Source organism: Enterococcus sp. GPZ-007 (assembly GCF_059374735.1).
Window position 1 is genome coordinate 120356 of sequence record NZ_JCAFYN010000004.1, and the last position, 17478, is coordinate 137833.

Consider the following 17478-nt stretch of genomic DNA (forward strand, 5'->3'; position numbering starts at 1 on the left):
ATTTACAATACCTAACAAATGATTTATTATGTATATATAAAATAATACAAAGAGGTGGATTATATGAATAATGAAGAAAAATTACGATGGAACGATAAAGAACGTCTCGTTACCCCTTTTGAAAGAAAATTATTAAATGAATTAAATCAAAGGGATAAAGAAATCCGTGAATTACAGAGGTTAGGAACTTACCAGCAAGAACAATTGTATATTTGGAAACAATACTATATAGAGTTACAAAAGACTACTTCTCAGTTACGGGATGAATTGAAAAATGAGAAGGATAAAGTCACAAAACTTCAACTGTCAAATGATGACTATCGTGAAGAATCAGATAGATGGAAAAAAGATTACGTAGAATTGCAGAAGATTACTTCTCAGTTACGCAATGAATTGAAAAATGAGAAGGATAAAGTCACAAAACTTCAACTGTCAAATGATGACTATCGTGAAGAATCAGATAGATGGAAAAAAGATTACGTAGAATTACAGAAGACTACTTCTCAGTTACGGGATGAATTGAAAAATGAGAAGGATGAAGTCTCAAAACTTCAACAGTCAAATGATTACTATCGTGAAGAATCAGATAGATGGAAAAAAGATTACGTAGAATTACAGAAGACTACTTCTCAGTTACGGGATGAATTGAAAAATGAGAAGGATGAGGTCTCAAAACTTCAACAGTCAAATGATTACTATCGTGAAGAATCAGGTAGATGGAAAAAAGATTACGTAGAATTGCAGAAGACTACTTCTCAGTTACGCAATGAATTGAAAAATGAGAAGATTGAATCTACTAATCTAAATCAGCAACTTGAACAATCAAATATTTGGAAACAGAACTACATAGAGTTGCAAGAAACTACTTCTCAATTACGTAAGGAAAAAGAGATCTTAGAAAAGCAGCAACTGAAGCCGTTTAAGAAAGGTGATAATAGAAATAGAGGTGGATGCAAACTCACTGATCTTGAAATTGAACGATTGCTAATGATTTATGCTAAAATTGGAAGGTACGCTCATATGAGTTTGACTCAAGCAATTAAAGAAGTCTCACAAACTCATCAAACTTTTTATAGAGTAATCAGGCGAGACTATTCGTCCCTAGAAACTCAGTTACGAATAGAAAAATTAGCCCTAAAGCTCAATATTGAATTACCTGAGCGTGGAAAAATAAAAAAATAAAGGGCGGATTTTATAATGAACTTAGCCAATTGCTAAAATAAAAAACGTCATCGCAAAATTTCATGTTCTGTTCCTTTTTCCTTTATTGTCCAATCATTTATTTTGAATGATCGATGGATCGTTTTTATCGGAAACAAACCAGTCACGTGCCTTTTTCAGATAAAACATTCCGCAACCTATTGAACGACTCTAGGATCAATTGGCAAAAACTACTTCTGCTTTTAGCCAAAGCGGTCAGTGACTATTTCGGAACGTTGACCGCTGATACTCGGAGAACGTATTCATTTTCGCGTTTGTCCATGCACGCACGGACAAACGCGAAAAGAGTAGAAGGTGCATTTCTGCAATACGATCATGCCAAGAAAAAATACATCAAAGGCTTTCGCTTTCTGCAACTCGGTTGGTCTGATGGCAACAGATTTATTCCGGTCGCATTTTCCCTGCTTTCCGGCAAGAATCAAATTTGTGAGACCTCTTCAGCCGTTGAATTGGTTAGATATGCCTTGAATCAAGGTATTCAAGCAGACTATATCTTGTTTGATACGTGGTTTTCTAGTCCAAAAATATTCCAGAAGCTTAGAACGTTAGGCTGTCATTGTGTTGCGATGGTGAAACGCACTAAAAAAATCTATTATCGCTACGAAGGAAAGATGATGGATATAAAAGAAATTTTCAAACAAAACAAGAAACGTCGTGGTCGATCGAGGTCTATTTCAAAATGTGCAAACAATATTTGAAGTTAGCGAAGTACCAAAGTTTAGCTTATAACGGCATCTTTGCGCACACAACAGCGGTGGCGATTGTTTACATGTTCTTGGCCGTTCAAGAGCGAGAAGCAATCGACGATCGAACGATTAGCGTGTTATTTTATTTCCTGATTGATGAACTGTCAGAGATACCCGTAGTTGAAGTAATCCGATAATTGCTTCAAATTTTTCAAGAAGTGAGGACTGGCGAATATGTCTTAAATGAGATAATTTTAGATAACATCCTTAGGAAATTTATTGCTCAATTATCAAGAGACCTCCAAAACCAGCCAGTTTGTGATACTTAGCGTTAGTTTTCACGTAAACATACCTGGTACGATAAGTGATTCAGGTAAAACTCATGTTTCAAGTTTTAGTTTCATAACAAAATCAACGACCATACTCTATCAGCAATAATAGAGTATGGTCGTTCAAGTTTTTATCCTGATCACTTGTTTTCTATCCAATCCGCTTAGAAGTGAGCTTCAACACTTTTTCATATTCGTCAGCTATTGGCTGATTAAATAATTGATTTTCTTCAATGAAATCATCTATACCTTCCGCATATTTTTGAATTAGCTTACTTCTCAGTGATAAGAACTCCTGCTTCAAGACTTGGGCTTCTTCTGAAATACGTTCTTTTGTGGCAATCATGTCTTCGTATTGAAGCTCTAGTTCGAAGAATTCCCTTTTCTTACTGGCAATTTGATTATTAAGCTGGTCCTTCTCATTTACTAACTCACTTAACTCGATTTGGAAATCTAATAAATGATTCATCTTAGCTGTCTCCGCTTCTTGAATCAGCTTGTCTTTTTGTTTTCTAGCTTCTTCTAATAAAACTTCTGCTTCCAGTTGCACAGTATCTGCGGTTTTTTCTGCTAGTTCCTTCATTCTCTCCAGATCTTTAAACTCTTCTTCAAATACTTGAAGTCGCTCGTTTGCCAGTTGTAGTTGCTGAATATCCTCATTGAGCTTTTGGCTAGTCTCCTCGTGTGTGCGGTTGATTTCCCTCAATTGCCTGATTTCATCCTGATAAACTTCGATCTCACTATTTTTGATCTGATAGGATTCATAATCTTCCACCACATGCCGCATAAAGTCCTCCACATCGCTAGCACGATAACCAAATAGTCGCCGACGAAACGTCAATTCTCGGATATCTTTTGGTTTAAAATTCACCCTTTATCACTCCTTCATTGGCTCTTCTGTCAGCTCTTCGTACTTTTCACGAATGTCATTCATTAATCGGACATATTCCTGTTTAACAGTATCAATCGATGCCACAATCATCCGTTCACTGCCAATCAAGTCCGAAAGACTGTTCACTACTTCTGAACCAATCTCCTTACGCTTCATTTCCAGCTTTTTCAACTGTTCTTCGTAATACTGGTCCGCGTTGGTAAGAATGAGTTGAGCCTCTTCCTTCGCCTGCTTTTCGATCCGCAAGGCGACTTTTTGAGCTAACGATAACACGGTGTCTTCATTTAGATTGTTCGACACACTTTCTGTTTGAAGGTCGGTAAGCTGTTGCTTCAGTACCTGTTTTTCCTGCTTGGCTTTTTCCAACGCTTGCGCACCTTCTGCCTTTTGTTTCTCTAGCTGACTGAGCAGCTCTTGCTTTTCCTTCTCGGCGGCTTCAGTTTCCTGTTTACTTCTGTCTAACTGTCGCTGGTAAGAACCGTAGTCCTTAGCAACATTGATCAAAAAGTCATCGACGTCTCTTTTCTTGTACCCCATTGCACCACTTGGGAAGGTCGTATTCTTAATATCTTCTTCGTTAAATTTCATGGTCAACCTCTAAAAATAGAACCGATGCGGGATCAATCAACTGGTCTTGGCCTAATGACGCATCACGGCAAAGCTCAAAGTGCAAGTGACTTCCGGTACTGTTGCCAGTACTTCCTACGTAACCGATAATTTGACCTTGCTCAACTTGATCGCCAGGTTTCACAACATATTGGGATTGATGTGCGTAAAGAGTTGTCATACCATCCTCATGCTCAATCACCACATAATTTCCCCAAGAATAATGGAACTCTGCAACATTGACGGTTCCTGATTTACTAGCATAGATTGGTTCGCCCTGCGCTGCAGCCATATCAAGTCCTCGGTGGAACTCACTGCCTCTTGTGCCATACGGACTAGAGATTGTGTAGTTTTCCACTGGAATCGCATAGCCTTGCGCACTAACCTCTGCTTCCGCTTTTTCTTTGTCATATTCTGTTAAGTTGTAAGTCTCGATCAATCCATTCAGTTTTTGGTTGTAGGAAGTATCTGTCGCATAGCGTCCTGTTAAGAATTTCGTTGCATCTTCATAGCTTGCGGTGTTGGACTTCCATGTACCACTGTAGTAATCACTACCACCTGATAATCCTTCTTTCATCAGCTTAGCGTAGTCCTCAAAGCTTTCTTCATAGTTCTCATAAGCTCTGAATTCAGCTTGAATCGTGATCATACTGCCATTTCCAGTATCTTCTTGTGTACTGAAGGTAGCGCTCTTACCGTTATGACTGCCTTTAATGCCAAATAAATTATAATTTGGCGCTTGAGCGAGTTGACTGGTACCAGATGCTGATTCCAAAATTGCTTGAGCGATCATCACTGAGGCGTACAAGTCTTCTTTTTGTCCAATCTTACGAGCGGGTTCACCGATCTTTTTAATGAAGCTTTCCACCGATTCATCCTTTTCAAAATGAAGAGCGCCGTCACTTGCCTCACTAGCTGAAGGAACCAGTTCTGTGATCGGTTGTGTTTCGACCTGACTCACGGTTGGTTGTTCAACAGGGGCAGGCTCTGATGGCTGATTTGTTGATTTATTTTCTGTTGGTGTTTTTGGTTCGGTTGGAGTCGTAGGTTCTACCGGTTTTGTTGGTTCTGTTGGCTTCACTGGTTTACTTGGCTCCGTTGGTTCTTCCGGCTTCTCCGGTTTACTTGGCTCTGTTGGTTCTTCCGGCTTCACTGGATCAGTCGGTTCCACTGGTTTGACCGGTTCTTCTGGCTCCACAGGATCACTTGGTTCGGTTGGTTCAGTAGGCTCTGTCGGAATTTCTGGGTCAGTCGGTTCGGTTGGCTCTATTGAATCGGTTGTGTTTTCAATCGGAGTACTATCTTTTGTTCCGTTTGCTTGATTTGTCGCTTGCGTCTGTCGAATAGCTGTCCCTGTACCCTCGTTTCCACTTGCCTCTTCTGCACAAAGCGCAACTGGTGCGCTACTTAATAGGATAGAAACAGAGCCAATCACCGTAGTCGCGCCTCTCACTCCCGCCTTCACAAATGGTGGCTGTTTTCTTTTCGAACGATAAACTGTTTTTATCTGTTTTTGATAGTACTTTTTCTTCATAAAAATCTCCTCATCCTTCTTTTCATTTACAATTTCTTACTCTTGTTGATCCACCTGATAGAAGTGAATCGGACCCATGGTTCATAAAGTATGATCTCATTCATTTAGTAGGAGACTCGCTTCCTTAGGTTAAGAGAGAAAACCGCACGGTCTGCATGTAACTCGTATCCGGTGCTTATATTCACAATCAGCTTAGCTAAAGGCGCAATGTCCCCTTTAAAGCTAGTATCATTCGATATCCAAGTGAACCACTTTATTTTTTTGTTATCTGTCAGTAAAAAATCTAGCAATTTTTTCTTGTCATTCGCAGCTCTTAAATAGAATTTATAATCAAATATTCCACATTAATCTCAGTGAAGTGTTACTTATAGCAATGAAATAAATCATTATTACCCCAGAAAAATAAAAATGGAAATAATCAACACCTCATCAATCCATTGCTAATTACTTCCAAATTATATTATAATATATTATTTATCGGCAATCAATATTGAATAATAATATTAATTTACCGAAAAAGAAAAGTAAACATAATTTAATTTTACATTTTCAATAGTGGTATACAAGAAAAAATCTCCTACACAGTCAAATGAGGATAATTAATCATACGGACCAAGGATATCAATAGATAAGTTATCTTTTTTTGAAGTGATTCTAGAAAATAATTTACTGCATAGTCATTCTGAATGTTTATGATACATCTTAAGTTGGCAAAATAGCAAAAAAATCATAAGACATCTGCTGCGTAACATTACAAGATGCAAAAGAGAGCCAGCAAGGAATAAAACTTGATGATTCTACTTTACTCCTATTTTTTGACAGACAATCTGTAAGAATATTCCTTTATATTTTCATATTCATTAGCAATACAATAATGTTCACATTCAAACGTAAATTTTAATCAATGGTTCCTTCTATAATTAAATGTCCCCTGTAGGAATCGAATCTATGACTGGACGGTTGTGAACCAACTGCTCTACCTAACTGAGCAAAAGGTACGCAAAAAACACTAGTAAAGGCTTGAGTGAGCCTCACTAGTCTCAAAGAAAACAATTCTATTAGTGATACAATAAGACATCTTGTTGTACCTATTTATGTTATACGTCAATATAACAAAAAAACGATTGCATGCGTAGGGAGCCCTGAAAAAGTCCAGTTTTTTGAAATTCAAAAAAGCGAATCCAAAAAAAGTAATGAAATAACTATGCAAAGTGGAGATTAGCAACCAATATTTGGCAGTTAATCTCCACTTTTATGGGTGTTCATTTTTTTATTATTTCACTTTATCAGTGACGCTATGCGTAGGGAACAATTTTTTTCAAATGATACTAGAGATTACTTGTTATCCCAATTTATTAAGGAATAGTTTTTGCTTTCCCCCTAAAATTAGATTAATCCCCATTCATGAAATAGTGTAAGTTTCCCCTGAGGTTTCCTTAATCAAAAAGTAGTTTTGGCCCATTGGAAGCTCTGTGGAATTTACCATTCAGTTGTTTTGTGATCATTTTCGTGCGTGTAAAACTGGTTTAGTTTATCTCTAAAAACTCTTCGAAAAAAACTCGATATTAAACAAAAAGACTAATATTAAGACTTTTTACCATTGAGCTAAAAGCTCAAACAATTCTTCCAACAGGCCTTCCTGATAGCCCGCCAGCTTCTCTATCTTCATCAAGTCTCGGACTGCTGTTAAACTAGGCTCATTGATGGAGCCCAATTGCCTGAGATGTTCCTCTGACAGCTCTACCTCTTTTGGAACCTTGCGATAGGCAGCTTCATCCATCAGCAGCAAAACAACCTGTGGTGCAAAGCGCCGTAGAATTTTCTGGGCGATCTGCAGCCCTGCTGGATCAAGATCACCTGAATAAAAAATCTCAACACCGCTGGTAGTAAGCTTCTCTGCTATTTTCCAGACAGAATAACGGAATTGCCCACTGGAGCACACGATAGGCAGTTGAGGAAAAACGCCGCAGATAATCGAAAAAACACCGGAATTTTCAATGAATAGGACCTTGTTTCCCACAAACGGTACAATCCGATCAACCTCTAAAATATGCTTCAGCGGAACATTCCATGCAATGGACGATTGAGCTGCCGCGGTCCACAGTTGGACCTCTTTTTCTTGACTATAGGCGATCAACCCGTTTATTTGGACCGCATTAAAGGAGTCGTCCTTTAACAAATAAAAATTTTCATAGACCGCATTTTCCCATTCAGCATCACCCATATAAGCAGACTCTTGATTAAACAGACGTGTGATTGACTCTAAGTAATCGAAAAACAAACGTCCGCTTAAGGTGGATCGATCTAAACGATGCGGATCGCGGAATAAACGATATGAAAAATAGGGCAGTTTCTCAAAGTGATCGGGTAAGTGATCCAACGCCTTTTTCAGATTGGTCAGACCTACTGACAATATGTCTTGATCATTTTTAAAGCTTTTTAACCAGCTTTTCTTTTTCTCCGTTGATAAATAGACTTCATGACCTGAGAGGCTCTCTTGTAGCATGCTTTCAAAACGTCGATACTCACGCTGCTCTGCCTGAAAAATCTCCTGCTTGTAGCTTATCGGCCGCCCAAGCACCGATTCAAGTACCGTTGAAAAAGGTAGACTGGCAAAGCGACTTTCCTGATAGCTTTGAAGAAACTTGGTCACCGAGATACTGTGTCTTTTTGACCATTCCCACTCACTAAAACCCATGAAGTGCATCAGCTCTGACAACTCTTCTTCAGAAAATTTTTGAAAGCCAACGCTTTTGCCAAAATTACCTTGATGGTAAAACTTTCGCGCGAGCTCGGTAAAAAATTTTCGAAAAGCTGGGCTGTCAAAATACTGCAAAGCTGCTTTCTTTAAATGCTCTTGTGCTGTCATTCGTCAAGCACCAACTGACGCTTTCGACCATTCCAGTGATAGCAAAGCAACGAAACTACCGCGGAATTCTTAGGTCGGATCAGTTCATAGGTATTCAGGTTCGTGACTGTTGAAACCTCTCCCTGTAATGATTGAGAGTTCATAACATAGTTAAAACCCAATTGTTCACAGGCCTCAAACAATCCAGAGATGTTCTTATCATCGATCCCCGCAAATGCTTCATCTAAAGTAATGATGTATGGCGCATTCGCACTAGCATCCTGATAGCGGGAATAGACTGCCGCAAATAACGGTAGGTACATCGCAATCGCTTTTTCTCCCCCACTAAACTTGAAGAATTGATTGTTGTTCATCGTCTTGAAATTAACATCTCCTTTTTTAAAGGACAGTTGAAATTCAAACCAATTCCGATAATCTAGAATATCCCTCAGTGTATCGTACAAGCTTTCATTCCCTTCATCCCCCGCCTGCAGCTCCTTCGCAAAATTGATCTTATCCTCAAAGTGATTACGAATGGCTAATAGGTCGGTATCTTGTAGGGTTTCTACTGGTTTCTTCAGCAGGGCGATCAAACGCGAGGTCGATAATTCATCTTTGTGCTCTGGATCCTTCGGCAACCATTTTAAGGACAGCGTCAAGCCGGAAGAATTTTCTTTTCCCTGCCGTTTCAACAATTGATCCATTTGAGCCACCCATTTTTGCGCCTTTTCAATCGAACGGCGCAACACCTGACCGACAGAATCGAAAATGATTTGACGGAAAAGCTGCTCGTCCTCTTGACTCAAGTAAAGACGAGTCGTCTCGATCTGCTGCTCAATTTTTTCTTGGACTGTAAATGGATCTTCATACTGACCGTCGACATCCAAATTGACGATTTTTTGGTTGTTCATCATGCGCCAATATTCCAGCTCGCTAGTAGATAATAGTTCCTCTTCCAAAATCGATTGCTCGATACGAACTACCGGCCGATATTCTAATAAATCATTTTCAAAACGGCGATAAGCATTTTCAAAGATCTCTTCACTTTTCGCCAGCTTGTCTGAATCCACTGGGTGAACTTCTGTCTTGGCTAATTCAACAAAGTCGGTAATCCTGTCTACTTTAAAACGCAGTGTTTCCGCACGGTAAGTCTTTCCCCACAGTTCCTCCATTTGCTGAAGCTCGATTTCCTCTTGGGTGACACGTTCTAGGTCAGCCTCGGCTTTGGTTTCCAGCTTGATCAAGGCCTCCTTGCGATTCGTCAAGCTACGTTCGTTTTCGTCTAATTCCTGCTCCTCTTTCTTAAAACGACGAAATTCCGACTGTAGCTTCTCGATATCTTCTAACGACTGCTGCGCATAATTCTCAGCTAAAAACTGTTCAGTTCGTGATAAGGTCCGACTAATCTCCCCTTGGTCAAACAGAAATTCCGCTTGTTCCTCCTGTAGATCCTTAAGGTATAAGTCTTTTTCTCCATGACGCGTTTGGTCATTGATGAGTTGTGTATGGTTCAGCCGCAAATCTTCCAAAGTATCCACGAAATCACCGATAGACTTGATGCCATCGGTCAATCCCTCATAGGTCTTCGAACCATAATAATCCGAGAGTACCTTGTCAAAGGTGAACCGGGTCTGCTGCAGCTCCTGCAGCAATTCGCTCAAGCGCTGCCGAAGCTGTTGAAGTTGCCATTGATCATCCTTCAGCTGCATCTCAGCCTTCTTCAATTCACTCTTCGCCATCTGAAAATCAGCGTCGGTTGGGAATTGCCGCACCTCCTCAGCTAATTTTTTTTCCCACTGATCCAACTGATCTATTTGATTTGTCAGTTCATTTTGTTGCACCTTTAGCTCTGTGATCAGCTGATCTAGCTCAGTAATTTTCCGTTCACGAAATTCTTCACGACTCCGTTTACCGATATAGCTAGCTTGATAATCCGTATGAGCTTCTCCCTGCAGCAACGCCACCGAATAGCTGCCCGATGGAGTCATCGTAATACCTGCGTCTAACGTTTCAGAGGTAATCTGGATCTCATGCAAAATCTCTGTCACTAAATTTTGATACGCTGCTGATAGACTGGTCTCCGGTTGCAAGTAATCCGCCAATGTTTCTCCTAATACGATCGCTCCGGTCGGCTGAAGCTGGCGGTCACTTTCGATCGTCAAGGAATCAATTGAGACCAAGGCATCCAGCAGACCGACTTCAGCAATCGCCGATTCTAATCGATTGCGACTCTCCATATCGATCTCCTGCTGGAAATCGACCGTTTCGTAAAAGCTGTAAAATTTCTGCTTTTTCCCCACTAAGTGTTCACGATTCTCAATCGTTGCGGCAGTCCGTAAAGGGATTGGATCTTGCTTTTTTAGCCAATTCTTCCGTTCAGCTTGGTACTCCGCTGTTTTTTGCTCCAGCTCCCTTAAACGGTTCGTCAGCGGATAGCGCTGCTGGTTCAATTCCGCTTTGATTTGTTGAATACTTTGATAAAGCGGCTCCTTCAGCTGTTCAAAGCTTTGCGAGGTCTCTCCCAAGGTCTCTATATTTTGGATCAACTCAATAAAATGATCACTGGATAGATCAAAAGAAAAAGCTTGCTTCCATTGATAGATATTCTCTCGCAATTTTTCCAATTCTGTGCCAGCAAATTCTTCCCAATGCTTCAAATGCTTTTGATCCGTTTCAACTCTCTGCTCCTGCTCACCAACCGCTGAATCGGCAGTCTTTTGTTTTTCCCGCAGCTTATCGATTTCGATCAAGTGCTGTTTAGCTTTCCCTAATTGTTCCTTTTTCTCATGAAGCTGCTTTTTCCAATATGTCAAATGAGCGTCTACCTCTGGCTGGAGCAGCTGCCGTTTAATCTCTTCCGTTTCCTCCTCAAAAGCAAAAGCCGACGCATAATCAAATAAGCTTTCAATATATTCCGTCCGTTCATTTTCAGAAACGGCGATCTTTCGAGCAAGGGCTTCTAGCTGATTGATTTCTTGATCAAGCTGCTTCTCCTTTTTCTTCAATTTCTCTTGAATTTTTTGTAGCTCAGCTTTTTTTTCTGCCAGCTGTTTCTCCAATCGTTGTCCTTCTTCAACTAATTTTAGTCGATCATCCATCTGTAATTGCTGTAGGCTCTTCTGTACAACCTCTTTCCGGATCATCAGTGCTTCAGATTGCTTCCTATTTTCCGCCAGCTCAGTTTTAGTCGCGGTTAATTCCTCACTAAGTGCTTGATGCTGTTGCGTGATCTGACTCAATAAGTTCTTCTTTTCTAGCCAAGTTGAAGCTAATTGACCAATTTTTTCGCTACGATAAGGACGGTAAGCCTTTAATAAGCTTTCTAGTGACTGAGTCTCGATCTCTAGCTGCTCCAGCTGCTCTCTATAAGAATCAATCTGATTAATCGTTTGCGACAAAGGTTGCAGATCATCATCTTTCAAGGGTGGTAAAGAAGCGGTGAGAATTTCGTAAATTACCGTTGGCTTGAAATCTTTCGACAACTTCGGACTTCTCAGTTGTATCAACAGCTTGATCAGCTCATCGAATTGCTCCAGCGACTGAAAACCGAAGATCCGTTGATTGATGAAGGCTTCATAATCCTTTTGCTTGGTAAAAACCTTCCCTTTCCCCTCAATTTCCAACTTATTTCTCAAGCGTTTCAAGGTCAGCGGTTGAAATTGATCTGCTCCTAGCTTCTCCACCAAATCAATTCCATCAAGACCAACCCTAGTCCCATCGGTGATCACAAAATACCATTTATTCAGGCTGCCACCTCGTCTGGCCGACAAGCCGATCCCTGAAGTAAAATACTCATCCGTACCTTTTTTTCGATATTCCAACATCAAATAGCCGATCCGTTCAGACTGATTGGACACCTCTTCCTCGCCCAACAGATAATCCTCCATCCGCCGCGCATTCGAGCCGAAGGAATCAAGCCTTTTCGTCTCTGTTCGACCATCCAATAGCACCGGCAGCAGGCTTTGCATTGTGACTGATTTTCCAGAGCCATTCGTTCCCCGCAATAAAATCTTCCCATCGGCAAAATTGAAAATTTGATTGTCATAATACCAAAAATTAAATAGTCCCGCTCGACTAAGCTGCCATTTATTTTCCTCCACTTGTTGTATCCCCTTCCTTTTCCGTGTTCAGATATCCGATTGTTCGTGCAAATGAAGGGAATATGACCACATCCGTTTCATCATGAGTTAAGAAATGATGATCATAGGCTGTTTTCAGCAGTGTTTCGTCCAATTCAGTCAATGTCAGCTCACGATATTCCTTGGACCAATACTCATCATTTGTATCCTTCAGTTTTTCAACAATCGCTCGCCACGCTACTCGTGACAAATGAATCCGCCCGTATTCATCATAATCTTGATCAGCCAGCCGAAAGACCTCCGCAAGCTGTAGCAAAATCTCATCCACCACTCGGAAAGCCGGAAAATAATTTCCGCCTCTGCGGCGATTGATCGAAAGAATCGCCGTATCTCTCGTCAATTCAAAGCGGAAGGAGGTCTGTTCCCAAAATTTTTCGATCGAAGTATATTGATTTCTCAAATACTCAAAATCAGAAAGCGTCTCCTCTGTCCGCAAAAGTACCGGTTCTAAAAGCAAGCGTTGATACACCCGATGGGGTCGCTCAATTGGATACATTCGTTCAAAGCTCGCCTGCATTTCCGAAAAATCCTCAAAATCACTATAAGATTCCGGCCGCTGTCCCAAGAAATAGCGGCTGTAGACCGTGACCTGATACAGCACATCGCCACGATTTTCTCCCTCGCTTAAGAAATCCTCAGTCTCTCCTTCAATCACTTCGATCAAACGAAATTCCACCATCTTTTTCAAAACACGTACTAAACTTCGGCGATGGCGATAGTTGGTCCAATCAACAAAATTTTCTCGCGGATAGCTGTGCTGGAGCTCCTCCACCAATTCACTCAGTAAGAAGGCTTCCTTTTCATTCTTTTCTTCTGTGTACGCCATGGCACACATCATCAAAGCATAATCCATTTGATCCGAAAAGCCCTCGATCCCCATCCAAGGCATCGGCTTGATTGGCCGCTTTTGCACCTGAAAAAAACGCGGATGATAAATCAAATTCAAGCCAAAGCGTTCATTTAAAATTTTTCGAATCTCTTTGCGATTGCGCAGGATCATTCGATACAACTCCGGCTGCTCATCCCGAATAATCCAGAACTGTTCAAACAAGTTCTCAAGTGCTAAAAATACATCCTCATTCATCGTTTATGGTCTCCTTGATCTTCATAGTCACCTGCGGCATCTCCAGTAGCCCATCTTCAGAACGAATCGTGATCCGCTTCTCAGGCTGAATCATGATTCCCACTTGATAGCCTAAATTGGTTGAAACGAGCCGTTCCTCTTCAAACACTTGGACATCCTTTGCCAGGCTACTACTGATCCATTGAAGAAAAACCACACGAATCTCACTTGGAACCATTAGATCATCCATCAAACGGATCTCACCATCCGTTATAAACTGGGCGATTTTGGTCTGTAATTCGTTTTTCTTTTCAGCAATCTCCACTCGTTGCTGTTCTTTTAGTTCGCGATCGACCGTATAGGTGATCGTTCGCTGACTAAGGAGCGACTTGCGGCTGCGGGAATCAAGCTGCAATACCTCTGGCGATAAATTCCAAATACTTTCGTTTTTTGTTCCTTCAATCGGTTCGACACCATAATAATGCTTCCATGTCAGACTGCCAAAAATCGAGGCAAAACGATTCGCCGCTTCATCACAGGAAGCGACTTCGTCAAACCAGTGCGCCAATTGTAAATAATCCTTACGACGACTTTGATATTGCTTGAACTGACTGCTCAGTTGCTGGATCAAACCAGTCATCCGACGAATCATCTGTTCGGTCAAACGAATCAAGGTGGAAAATTCACTCGTTTTATCTCCCTCATCAATAAACCAGCGTTTCATCGTTTGAAAACTACCAAAAAGTTCACTCTTGATCCGTTCCTGATCCAGCTGAAAATCATCGATTCGAGGAATCCTTCGCTCACGCGCCAACATACTCTCAAAAACCAATTTCAGCTTCTCCTGAGAAACCAGTTGCAGTTGGTGCTCAATCTGATAATGCAGACCTTGAACCGTTACAATAAAATCTCGTAAATATTGGACAAATTGATCCTTGTAAATCAAAAATTTCTCCGTCTGCATGTAGTTTACTACCGCTTCATTCGCAAGATAACCCATATAATTCGAAGTATTCCGTTGAATATCGCTAAACAAACGGACAATTCTTTCCCATAACTTGTATGTTTCCTCTTCGTCAAAAAGATCAGATTGAACTAGCTCCTGCAAGCCATCCAATAACTCCTGGAAAACATTTTTATCTAGTCTCCCTTGACTGTTGCCACTTACAGTCCCTAATCGTTCCAGCATCTCCTCAATTTGGATACTCGTTTCCGTAATCTGATAACGGTAACGACGATTCTTATACTCCTCGATACTTTTAGGTTCTCCCATCTCCTGCCGCCGAGACAGGTTGCCCCATTGATATAGCTGATCTAGATCCTGATCAACCTCTCGCTCACCATAAGAACCATCAAATTTTTCTTGAACATATGTCAATACATCATCACGATAAAGAAGCATATTCATTTGACGATGCTGAGTAAAGAAATAATGCATCACCCAGCGATAACGTTCTACATTTTCCGCATTCAAGTAAGCAGTTTCTTCTATCCGTCCTAATTCCTGACTCCCACTCAAACTCAAAGCCCTCCTGTTTTTAATGTAGCCATTATACCACTCATAAAAAGAAAGATGTGAATCACTCACCACATAGTTAAACCCAAGTTGGGTGAATCGGCTACACTAGACAGAAAAGGCACTTGTCTCTCCATATACTTTTTGGATTTGAGTCAATACATCGGACATGATTTAAGATTTTTTTGGGGATTCCGACGGATGAGACTCTCATCGTTTCGACCAGCCATCAAACAAAATTTATTTGATTGCTGATCGAAATGATGAAGGAATTCTCCAGTGGAATGCTCACAAAAAATTGTAGGTGGCTGGCAATAACTAAGCTTGTAAGGACAACTCCTCCATCTGATTTGGTGTTAAATAATCAATATTGTTCTGAATTCACTTGTGATTGTAAAATCCCTCAATATACTGAAATAGAGCTAAATGAGTAACTTCAGAATTTTCATATGCTTTTGACGGATAGACTTCTTCCTTTCCGGATGAAGGAATGTTGGATGTTCAATTCTTTTAGCTTTGCCTCATAGGCTTCGCTGGTGTACTGAGAACCTAAATCTGAGTGGAAAATCAAGTTCTCTGAAGATCTTTGATTTAAACACGCAAGGTCAAAAGGGACAATAACCAATTCTTTAGTCATCTTCTTGCCAAATTTCCACCCGATAATTTTCTTTGATTGAATAAACTCGAAGGCATCGCTAGTTTTTACTTTTGAACGAATATGGTTAAAGCTTTTTTAGGGTTGGGGTTAGGATGATTTAGTGGACACATTTTGGGAGAGGATTATAACAGCCCCGAACAAAAGTTCGCAGCTCTCGAAAAAATACTTACGTTCTTTTAATCACCCCTACTCTTCTTAGTAAAGTGAAAAAAGGAAAATCACGACGGATCATTTGGCGCTTTATCATAAAAGAACATGAATGTTCTCTGCTCCACTAACACCAGTTCACAGAGTACAAGACTGGATAAATAAAAATTTCAAGTAAAACTTAGCCACTCCTCTTTAGCGGCTAAGCTCTACTTGAAATTTGAGTATAGGATTAAATGCTTTTTATCTCTTCCAATAAGAAAACCTCAGGAGAAAACCGCTCCTGAGGACTTTTTGTTTAGATGAATCATTTTATTGTCGATCACTGATTCTAAATTCGTATCCAAGTACGTTCTTATAATATTCTGGATACATCTCTCCACCACATTTTTCGCAATCAAATTGCGGAGCGTTCTCAGGATCAAATGCAACATCTCCTGCATCCAAAAATTGAACTACTTCCTTTGGAATTTTTTCCTTTATCCCACATTCAAGACAAATGTAATGAACCACTCCATTGGAATCGAAGTTTTTTAAAAGCTGCTTCTTTTTCTTTTTCATACTTACGTTTCGATGCTTCTTCCCCAATTTTTTTATTCTCCTCTCGCATGAATCGTTCCGATTCTTTATTCTTCGCATATTTCACTACAAGTCGTCCATTTTTAGACACACTAACTCCACTAAATTCATAATATTCGCCACATCTAGTACATTCCAATGGATTTACTCCGAATTCTTCGGCTATTCGTTCACACCATGATTTTGGTTTAAGTGCTTTCTTCACGTTCACAAGCATTCGTTGAATCTCTTTCTGGTAATTACTTAATACTTTTTTCATGATTGTCTTGATCCGCCGACTATAAATGCCGTATCTACGAATTGTTTTGAACTGGTTCTCTGGAATATGACGAATCAGTGCACCAATAAATTCCTCTACCGACATCGTCTTTATCTTATCCGTGTTAGTTCGTTTATCATGATACTGAAACATCACTATTTTCCCATCGTACAAAAGGATACGATTTAAAGCAATGGGACCACGTTTCATATAACGACTGATATATTCTAATATCTTTTTGAGAGAAGTTCGGCTCCTTTTGGGTGCATGCACGTAAAAACCCTCTGCATTTTTCGTGTACGCCGCTTGTAAAAGCGGCTGGACTCGTGCCTTATCCCATTGGGATAAGGTTCTTCGAATGAGCTTTAGGACCGCATTCTGCCAATATTTCCTCAACATTGCGAACGGAAAATAGTCATAGTCCTTCCATTTTCCATCTGTCGTCAGTCCACCCATGGTGACGACTAAATGAACATGCGGATTGTATTCTAGCTGAGAACCGAAGGTGTGGAGTGTTGCCACAACCCCAGCTTGTATATGGTGCTTTCTAAAAAAATCTAATAGTATCCGTGCAGCTTCGTTCATTAATCCTTTTAAAAACTCCTTACGATACTTCTCCTTCAGAAAAATCTCACGTAAACCTTCATCGATCGTGAAGATGACGTGTCGATGCGTCACTGTAAACAGATCATTCGCCGCAACCTCTGCCCACCGTTGACTTTCCCCAGTTGCACAAGTTGGACAAAATTTCCCTTTACAACGAAAAGCCACTTTCTTTACATCATGGCATCCTTCACAGACAAATAGACGATAACCTTTTTTAAGGTCACCACAATCGCGAAACTTCTTCACTTCTCTTTTCACAACGGATCGAATCCTTCTCATGTACCTTTGATTGAATTTCTCCCAGTTTTGATATTCATCAAAGAAAATGGCGTGTAAAATATTGGGTTTCATCTCTCTAGTTTAATAGGAAAAAGACCAGATGAAAAGCGGTCAAA

The 17478-nt window shown here is 40.3% G+C and carries 11 protein-coding genes and 1 pseudogene; 2 read left to right on the forward strand and 10 right to left on the reverse strand.

Going from position 1 to position 17478, the window contains the following annotated elements:
- The first annotated feature begins 63 nt into the window (after positions 1-63).
- Together AC4J95_RS04175 and AC4J95_RS04180 are read left to right on the forward strand one after the other, a co-directional pair.
- Positions 64-1182 carry a hypothetical protein gene (locus AC4J95_RS04175; protein ID WP_494548733.1) on the forward strand — a complete coding sequence of 373 codons (1119 nt, stop codon included), beginning with the start codon at positions 64-66 and terminating at the stop codon, positions 1180-1182.
- Positions 1183-1218: 36 nt separating this feature from the next.
- Positions 1219-2236: pseudogene (locus tag AC4J95_RS04180) on the forward strand (transposase); the annotation flags it as partial.
- A 151-nt stretch (positions 2237-2387) separates the two neighbouring features.
- Here AC4J95_RS04180 and AC4J95_RS04185 read toward each other — a convergent pair.
- From AC4J95_RS04185 to AC4J95_RS04230, 10 genes are all read right to left on the reverse strand, one after another.
- Positions 2388-3107 carry a DivIVA domain-containing protein gene (locus tag AC4J95_RS04185; protein WP_494548734.1) on the reverse strand — a complete coding sequence of 240 codons (720 nt, stop codon included), beginning with the start codon at positions 3105-3107 and terminating at the stop codon, positions 2388-2390.
- Between the two features lie 6 nt (positions 3108-3113).
- On the reverse strand, positions 3114-3716 hold the full coding sequence (locus AC4J95_RS04190; RefSeq protein WP_494548735.1) for a DivIVA domain-containing protein: 603 nt from the start codon (positions 3714-3716) through the stop codon (positions 3114-3116).
- Positions 3706-5268 carry a M23 family metallopeptidase gene (locus AC4J95_RS04195; RefSeq protein WP_494548736.1) on the reverse strand — a complete coding sequence of 521 codons (1563 nt, stop codon included), beginning with the start codon at positions 5266-5268 and terminating at the stop codon, positions 3706-3708. The genes AC4J95_RS04190 and AC4J95_RS04195 overlap by 11 nt, the downstream gene beginning before the upstream one ends.
- A 1594-nt stretch (positions 5269-6862) precedes the next feature.
- Positions 6863-8137, reverse strand: a complete 1275-nt coding sequence (locus AC4J95_RS04200; RefSeq protein ID WP_494548737.1) for a DUF2399 domain-containing protein — start codon at positions 8135-8137, stop codon at positions 6863-6865.
- Complete coding sequence (locus AC4J95_RS04205) at positions 8134-12216, reverse strand: TIGR02680 family protein (protein WP_494548738.1); 4083 nt, start codon at positions 12214-12216, stop codon at positions 8134-8136. The genes AC4J95_RS04200 and AC4J95_RS04205 overlap by 4 nt, the downstream gene beginning before the upstream one ends.
- Positions 12203-13339 (reverse strand): TIGR02678 family protein, encoded by a 1137-nt coding sequence (locus AC4J95_RS04210; RefSeq protein ID WP_216407811.1) that lies wholly within the window; start codon positions 13337-13339, stop codon positions 12203-12205. Before AC4J95_RS04210 ends, AC4J95_RS04205 begins: the two co-directional genes overlap by 14 nt.
- On the reverse strand, positions 13332-14837 hold the full coding sequence (locus tag AC4J95_RS04215; protein ID WP_216407812.1) for a TIGR02677 family protein: 1506 nt from the start codon (positions 14835-14837) through the stop codon (positions 13332-13334). Before AC4J95_RS04215 ends, AC4J95_RS04210 begins: the two co-directional genes overlap by 8 nt.
- 442 nt (positions 14838-15279) lie before the next feature.
- Positions 15280-15552, reverse strand: coding sequence for a DDE-type integrase/transposase/recombinase (locus tag AC4J95_RS04220; protein ID WP_367397921.1), 273 nt, complete (start codon positions 15550-15552; stop codon positions 15280-15282).
- 399 nt (positions 15553-15951) lie between these two features.
- Complete coding sequence (locus AC4J95_RS04225; protein ID WP_002302374.1) at positions 15952-16086, reverse strand: hypothetical protein; 135 nt, start codon at positions 16084-16086, stop codon at positions 15952-15954.
- Between the two features lie 43 nt (positions 16087-16129).
- A complete protein-coding gene (locus AC4J95_RS04230; protein WP_494548739.1) occupies positions 16130-17434 on the reverse strand; it encodes an IS91 family transposase in 1305 nt (434 codons plus the stop codon).
- Between the last annotated feature and the right edge of the window lie 44 nt (positions 17435-17478).

What these genes read in the sequence shown, in the direction of transcription:
- AC4J95_RS04175 (WP_494548733.1), top strand. Translation starts at nt 64, where the DNA reads ATGAATAATGAAGAAAAATTACGATGGAACGATAAAGAACGTCTCGTT.
- AC4J95_RS04230 (WP_494548739.1), bottom strand. Translation starts at nt 17,434, where the DNA reads ATGAAACCCAATATTTTACACGCCATTTTCTTTGATGAATATCAAAAC.
- AC4J95_RS04200 (WP_494548737.1), bottom strand. Translation starts at nt 8,137, where the DNA reads ATGACAGCACAAGAGCATTTAAAGAAAGCAGCTTTGCAGTATTTTGAC.
- AC4J95_RS04195 (WP_494548736.1), bottom strand. Translation starts at nt 5,268, where the DNA reads ATGAAGAAAAAGTACTATCAAAAACAGATAAAAACAGTTTATCGTTCG.
- AC4J95_RS04190 (WP_494548735.1), bottom strand. Translation starts at nt 3,716, where the DNA reads ATGAAATTTAACGAAGAAGATATTAAGAATACGACCTTCCCAAGTGGT.
- AC4J95_RS04210 (WP_216407811.1), bottom strand. Translation starts at nt 13,339, where the DNA reads ATGAATGAGGATGTATTTTTAGCACTTGAGAACTTGTTTGAACAGTTC.